5 protein-coding genes and 1 pseudogene are annotated in these 7166 nt (G+C 60.7%); 4 read left to right on the forward strand and 2 right to left on the reverse strand.

The genetic code is table 11. The annotated features are described in order from the left end of the window. Window positions 1-165: pseudogene (locus tag AAAB16_RS21915) on the forward strand (6-phosphogluconolactonase); the annotation flags it as partial. A 32-nt stretch (window positions 166-197) separates the two neighbouring features. Next, window positions 198-839: a bifunctional 4-hydroxy-2-oxoglutarate aldolase/2-dehydro-3-deoxy-phosphogluconate aldolase gene (locus AAAB16_RS21920; RefSeq protein WP_340665247.1), complete on the forward strand. Its 642-nt coding sequence runs from the start codon at window positions 198-200 to the stop codon at window positions 837-839. Between the two features lie 111 nt (window positions 840-950). Here the strand turns inward: AAAB16_RS21920 and AAAB16_RS21925 are convergent, their stop codons facing one another. Continuing rightward, window positions 951-2516: a PAS domain-containing methyl-accepting chemotaxis protein gene (locus tag AAAB16_RS21925; protein WP_340665243.1), complete on the reverse strand. Its 1566-nt coding sequence runs from the start codon at window positions 2514-2516 to the stop codon at window positions 951-953. 192 nt (window positions 2517-2708) lie between these two features. After that, window positions 2709-5450, reverse strand: a complete 2742-nt coding sequence (gene acnA, locus AAAB16_RS21930; RefSeq protein ID WP_340665244.1) for an aconitate hydratase AcnA — start codon at window positions 5448-5450, stop codon at window positions 2709-2711. A gap of 215 nt (window positions 5451-5665) precedes the next feature. Here acnA and rlmM point away from each other — a divergent pair, with 215 nt between their 5' ends. Both rlmM and tusA read left to right on the forward strand, forming a co-directional pair. Continuing rightward, window positions 5666-6721, forward strand: coding sequence for a 23S rRNA (cytidine(2498)-2'-O)-methyltransferase RlmM (gene rlmM / locus AAAB16_RS21935; protein WP_340665245.1), 1056 nt, complete (start codon window positions 5666-5668; stop codon window positions 6719-6721). 23 nt (window positions 6722-6744) lie between these two features. Continuing rightward, a complete protein-coding gene (gene tusA, locus AAAB16_RS21940; RefSeq protein ID WP_340665246.1) occupies window positions 6745-7002 on the forward strand; it encodes a sulfurtransferase TusA in 258 nt (85 codons plus the stop codon). The last annotated feature ends 164 nt before the right edge of the window (window positions 7003-7166 follow it).

Genomic DNA, 7166 nt, shown 5'->3' on the forward strand with positions numbered 1-7166 from the left:
ACCTTGACCCTGCCGCTGCTGGGTTCAGCGCGGTCGATCTTTCTTGCCGTGCAAGGCCCCGCCAAGCTGGCGACCTTGCGTACCGCGCTGGCCGGCGATGATGCCCTGGCCATGCCGATCCGTGCCTTCCTGCGCTCGCCGCTGGCTATTTATTGGTGCCCATAACAATGACCTCCCCAAACAGCGTGACCCCGAGCATGCAAGAGAAAACTGCCCAGATCGACGCCATCTGCGCCCAGGCGCGCATCTTGCCGGTGGTGACCATCGACAACGAAGCGCAGATCTTGCCGATGGCCGATGCCCTGGCTGCTGGCGGCCTGCGTACCCTGGAAATCACCTTGCGTTCCGAGCATGGCCTGACCGCCATTCGCGTACTGCGCAAAGAGCGTCCAGACCTGTGCATTGGTGCCGGTACTATTCTCGATCCGCAGATGTTTAAAGCGGCAGAAGAGGCGGGCGCGCAATTTATCGTGAGCCCTGGCTGTACCGAGGAGCTGCTGCGTTTTGCCCTGGATAGCCCGGTGCCGTTTTTGCCGGGCGTGGGCGGCGCCTCAGACTTGATGCTGGGTTACGGCATGGGTTATCGCCGCTTTAAATTATTCCCCGCCGAAGCCTGTGGTGGCATTCCCGCGCTAAAGGCCTTGGGCGGCCCGTTTAACCAAGTGCGCTTCTGCCCAACTGGCGGGGTTAAGCCGGACAACTTGTTGGCTTATTCGGCTGTGCCTAACGTGATGTGCGTAGGCGGCAGTTGGATGCTCGATAGCGCCTGGACCAAGGCGGGCGACTGGGCGCGAGTTACCCAAGTGAGTGCCGAGGCATTGGCCTTGCTCGACCGCTAACCGCAGCCGCTTTAGTCGCCAGTGCCTGGCGCTGCAAGACCCATAAAAAAACGCCACAGGCTGTCAGGCCCGTGGCGTTTTTTTATTGCGCTAGCGCTTAGCGCTTAGCGCTTAACGGTTAAAACGCTCCACCAACGCCGATTGACGTTGCGCAGTCACCGTCAGTTCTTTGCTCAGTTGCGCTGTGTTTAGCGCCTCGCCAGAGGTCTGGTCGGCGAGTTGGGCGATGGTGGTGATGTTTTGGTTGATCTCATCGGCTACCGCACTTTGCTCTTCAGCTGCGGCGGCGATCTGGTCCGCCATATCGGCAATATTGGCCACTGCGTCGCTGATGCCGGCCAAGGCCTGATCGGCTTTTAGCACGCGTTCCACGCCTTCATCCGCCTGCTTGCGGCCAATTTCCATGGTCAGCACGGCCTCTTCGGCGGTGCGTTGCAGCTTGGCGATCAACTGGTGAATCTGCCCGGTGGACTCCGCGGTGCGTTGCGCCAGCGAGCGCACTTCATCCGCTACTACGGCAAAGCCGCGGCCCATTTCCCCGGCACGGGCCGCTTCGATCGCGGCGTTAAGGGCGAGCAGGTTGGTTTGGTCGGCAATGCCTTTAATCACATCGACCACGCCGCCAATTTCGTTGCTGTCTTGGGCCAGACGGGTAACGGTTTCGCCGGTTTCACCGACGGAAATCGACAGGCGCTGAATCGCTTCGCGGGTTTCGCTGGCAATGGTGCGGCCTTCGCCGGTCAGGCGGTTGGCTTCCTGGGTGGCGATGGCGGTGCGCGCCACGTTGCTGGCCACTTCCAGGGTGGTGGCGGCCATTTCGTTGACAGCGGTGGCGACCTGTTCGGTTTCCACGCGCTGACGCTCCAAACCTCGGGAGCTGTTCTGCGCCAAGGTATCGGCCTGACGGGCTTGTTCGGTCAGGTGCAAGGCGCTGTCTTGCAGGCGGGTCAGGCAGGTTTTCAGTCGCGCTTCCTGGCTGAGCATGGCCATTTCCAGGCGCGCCTGGGGACCACGGCTGTCGGTGTACATGGTGGCAATCAGCGGGTCGGAGTTGCTTTGTTCGGCCAGCTTGAGCAAGCGGCGCAGGCCACGTTGCTGCCAGTTCAGGCCCAGCAGGCCGAGCGGCACGGAAAGCCCGGCGGCAAGCAAAAAGCCCCAATGGAAATCGAGCCAGGCGCCCAGTACAAAACCGATTTGGCTAATCAGAATAAACGGCACCCAGTTCTGCAGAATCGGCAGCCAGAAGTTGCTCGACGGAATGGCGGCTTTGCCGTTGTTGATGCGCTGGTACAACGCTTCGGCGCGGCGAATCTGTTCAGTGCTGGGCTTGATGCGCACCGATTCAAAGCCGATGACTTGGCTGTTTTCCAGCACCGGCGTGACGTAGGCGTTAACCCAGTAGTGGTCGCCGTTCACGCAGCGGTTTTTCACAATGCCCATCCACGGGCGGCCGGCTTTCAAGGTCGTCCACATATGCGCAAACACGGCCGGCGGTACGTCGGGGTGACGCACCAGGTTGTGCGGTGAACCCACCAACTGCTCGCGGGTGTAGCCGCTGATCTCGACAAAGGCATCATTGGCGTATGTGATTTCGCCTTTGAGGTCAGTGGTGGAGATCAGTCGCTGCTGAGCAGGGAAGGTACGTTCACGTTGGGTGACGGGCTGATTGTTGCGCATGGGGCTCTATCCGTAATGTCCGTGCCGTTCTGATCGGCCGCTGCCGAGCAAAGTTGAGAAGAAAATTCCTACGCTTAACTTCTGCTGGCGAGTTTAACCAGATTTGAACTGGCGCACAGTTGCGCCGCATCAGTAAGCGCCCCGGCAGCGCCAGGCCCCATACCCAACGCCGCCGGTTAGAGCGTTGCAGCCTTACTCAGCGATCAATTGTCGCAGCACGTAGTGGAGGATGCCGCCGGCGCGGAAATACTCCACTTCATTGAGGGTATCGATGCGGCACAGCACCTCGAACTGTTCCTGTTTGCCGTCTTCGCGGGTGAGGGTCAGCGGCAACTGCATCAGCGGTTTTAACTCGACGTTATCCAGCCCGCCGATGCTCAAGGTTTCCTTGCCGGTCAGGCCCAAGCTTTTGCGATCCTGGCCATTGCTGAACTGCAACGGCAGCACGCCCATACCGACCAGGTTGGAGCGGTGAATGCGCTCAAAACTCTCGGCCAGCACTGCTTTGACGCCGAGCAGATTGGTGCCCTTGGCCGCCCAGTCGCGCGATGAACCGGTGCCGTATTCCTTGCCGGCAACCACCACCAACGGCGTGCCTTCTTGCTGATAACGCATGGCCGCGTCGTAGATGGCCAGCTTTTCGCCGCTGGGCACATGCAGAGTATTGCCGCCTTCCTCACCGCCGAGCATTTCGTTGCGGATACGGATATTGGCAAAGGTGCCGCGCATCATCACTTCATGGTTGCCGCGCCGTGAGCCGTAGGAGTTGAAGTCTTGCGGGGCCACGCCTTTTTCTTGCAGATAACGCCCGGCCGGGCTGCTGGCTTTGATATTGCCGGCGGGGGAGATGTGGTCGGTGGTCACCGAGTCGCCGAGCAGGGCGAGGATGCGTGCATCGGCGATATTGCCGATGGCCGGCGGCGCTTGGTCGATCTTGTCGAAAAACGGCGGGTGCTGGATATACGTGGAGTCGGCCTGCCAGGCATAGGTGTCGGAGTCCGGAACCTGAATGGCCTGCCATTTCTCATCGCCAGCAAACACCTCGGCGTATTCCTTATGGAACATGGCCGTGTCGACTTTCTGCACGGCTTCGGCGATCTCCGCTTGGCTGGGCCAGATATCGCGCAGGTACACCGGCTTGCCGTCTTTGTCGTTGCCCAACGAGTCTTCGCTCAGGTTGATGCGCACCGTGCCGGCTAGCGCGTAGGCCACCACCAAGGGCGGTGAGGCCAGCCAGTTGGTTTTGACCAGAGGGTGCACGCGGCCTTCGAAGTTACGGTTGCCGGACAGCACGGAAGCCACGGTAAGGTCGGATTGCTGAATGGCTTTTTCAATCGGCTCGGGCAGCGGCCCGGAGTTGCCAATGCAGGTGGTGCAGCCATAGCCGACCAGATCGAAACCGAGGGCGTCGAGGTATTGGGTCAGGCCTGCGGCGTTGTAGTAATCGGTCACTACCTTCGAACCAGGGGCGAGCGAGCTCTTCACCCACGGCTGGCGCTTCAGGCCTTTTTCCACGGCTTTTTTCGCCAACAAGCCAGCGGCCATCATCACGCTGGGGTTGGAGGTGTTGGTGCAGGAGGTAATGGCGGCGATCACCACGGCGCCATGTTGCAGGCGATGGGTTTGCCCTTCGAACTCATAGCTGACGCCACTCACCTGCGAGTCATCGTGAATCGCCGTGCCGCCACCGCCTTCGCTGAGCAAACGGCCCTCATCGGTGGCTACCGGCTTCACTTGCAGGCCCAGGAAGTCGTCGAACGCCTGACTGACATTGGGCAGCGCCACGCGGTCTTGCGGGCGTTTTGGCCCAGCCAGGCTGGCTTCGACCGTGCCCATATCCAGGGCTAACGCATCGGTAAACTGCGGCTCATGGCCCGGCTCGCGCCATAGGCCCTGGGCTTTGCTGTAGGCCTCGACCAACGCCACGGTCTCTTCCGGGCGGCCGGACAGGCGCAGATAGCCAAGGGTGATGTCATCCACCGGAAAAAAGCCGCAGGTGGCGCCATATTCCGGGGCCATATTGGCGATGGTGGCGCGGTCAGCGAGCGGCAGCGTGGCCAGGCCGTCACCATAGAATTCGACGAATTTTCCCACCACGCCTTTTTTGCGCAGCATTTGCGTCACGGTGAGCACCAAGTCCGTAGCGGTGATGCCTTCTTTCAGCTTGCCGCTGAGCTTAAAGCCGATCACCTCGGGAATCAGCATCGACACCGGCTGGCCAAGCATGGCTGCTTCCGCCTCGATACCGCCCACGCCCCAGCCGAGTACGCCCAGGCCGTTGATCATGGTGGTGTGCGAGTCGGTGCCCACCAGCGTGTCGGGGAAGGCAAAGGTGTGGCCGTCTTCTTCTTTGGTCCATACCGTGCGGCCGAGGTATTCCAGGTTGACCTGGTGGCAGATGCCGGTGCCGGGCGGCACCACGCTGAAATTATCAAAGGCATTTTGCCCCCAGCGCAGAAAGGCGTAACGCTCTCCGTTACGCTGCATCTCGATGTCGACGTTTTGCTCAAAGGCGCTGTCGCTGGCGAACTTGTCGACCATTACCGAGTGGTCGATCACCAGGTCTACCGGCGATAGCGGGTTGATTTTCTGCGGGTCGCCGCCGGCTTTGGCCACCGCCGCGCGCATGGCGGCGAGGTCGACCACGGCCGGTACGCCGGTAAAGTCTTGCATCAATACCCGCGCCGGGCGGTATTGGATTTCCCGCTCGGAGCTGCGGGTTTTCAGCCAGTCGACGATGGCTTGGATGTCTTCGCCATTAACAGTCTTGTTGTCTTCCCAGCGCAGCAGGTTTTCCAGCAGCACCTTGAGGGACTTGGGCAGCGCGTCGAGGTTGCCGACGGTTTTGGCTGCCTCGGGCAAGCTGAAGTAAATATAGGTTTTGTCGCCGACGGTAAGGCTTTGGCGGCTGTTGAGGCTGTTCAGGGACGGCATTGCTCATCTCCTTAAGGGGCCCACACGGTCAGGGGCCAGTCGTGCGCAGTGTGCTGCGTCATAGGGGGCGCTGGGCTGCATACGCGCCGTGCGCAAATACAGACCTAGCCTAGCCTGCTTGAGGCGTTTCGCTTTGTGCTTGCCCCTCAACTGACTGCCCTTGAGCGCTTCGGGTTCCAACTCAGCTATTATGCGCGCCCTGAGGAGAACGCCTGATGACCACGTTGTTGCTGCATTGCCGCCCCGGTTTTGAAAATGAGGTGTGCGCCGAAATAAGCGACCACGCCGCGCGCCTGGACGTGGCCGGGTACGCCAAAGCCAAGCCCAATAGCGCCTGCGCTGAATTTATCTGCACCGATGCCGACGGCCCGGAGCGCTTGATGCGTGGCCAGCGCTTTGCCGAGCTGATCTTCCCCCGGCAATGGGCGCGCGGGCAGTTTATCGACCTGCCAGAAACCGACCGCATCAGCGTGCTGCTGCAACACCTGCAAGACCTACCCGTGTGCGGCAGTCTGTGGCTGGAAGTGCTGGATACCAACGACGGCAAAGAGCTGTCGAACTTCTGCAAAAAATTCGAAGTGCCGCTGCGCAATGCCCTGAAAAAAGCCGGGCGCCTGGTGGACGACGAGCGTAAGCCGCGTTTGCTGCTGACTTTTAAAAGCGGCCGCGAAGTGTTCCTCGGCCTGGCTGAAGCCAATAACTCGGCGTTCTGGCCGGGCGGTATTCCCCGGCTAAAGTTCCCCCGCGAAGCCCCCAGCCGTTCCACCCTCAAGCTGGAAGAGGCCTGGCACCAGTTCATCCCCCGTGAAGAATGGGATGAACGCCTGAATGGCGATATGACCGGCGTCGACCTTGGCGCTTCCCCTGGCGGCTGGACCTACCAACTGGTTCGCCGGGGCATGCTGGTCACCGCCATCGACAACGGCCCGATGGCCGAAAGCCTGATGGACACTGGTCTGGTGCAACACCTGATGGTCGACGGCTTTACCTGGACGCCCAAGCAGCCGGTGGATTGGATGGTTTGCGATATCGTCGAAAAGCCCGCGCGTAATGCCGCGCTGTTGGAAACCTGGATTGGCGAAGGGCATTGCCGTGAAGCGGTGGTCAACCTCAAGCTGCCGATGAAACAGCGTTACGCCGAAGTAAAACGCCTGCTCGAGCGTATTGAAGAGGGCTTTAAAGCCCGTGGCGTGCGTGCCAGCATCCGCTGCAAACAGCTGTACCACGACCGCGAAGAAGTTACCTGTCACCTGCGTCGGCTCAGCAAGTAGCCACGCCCGTTTGCGGAGTTTTTATGTCTGAATTCGATCCTGCTGCGCCACTGGACGGCACCCTGGATGCCACCGGCCTGTTCTGCCCTGAGCCGGTGATGATGCTGCACAACAAAGTGCGCGACCTGCCAGCGGGCGGCCTGCTTAAAGTGATCGCCACCGACCCGTCTACCCGCCGCGATATCCCCAAGTTCTGCGTGTTTCTCGGCCATGAGCTGGTGCAGCAAGAGGAAGAGGCGGGCACCTACCTGTACTGGATTCGCAAGAAGGTTGAGGGGTAAGGCGCGTTTTTGATAGCGCTAGCGAACCTGGATTGCGAATCGCTGGGCCGACGCCTTCGCGGGGGTGACGGAGAGGGTAAGAAAACCTCCGTCATTCCCGCGCAGGCGGGAATCCAGAATAGTGAGGGAATGGTTTTCTTCAGCGCTATCGCCGCACCTGGGTC

The organism is Pseudomonas sp. (assembly GCF_037994325.1).
Lineage (GTDB): Bacteria > Pseudomonadota > Gammaproteobacteria > Pseudomonadales > Pseudomonadaceae > Aquipseudomonas.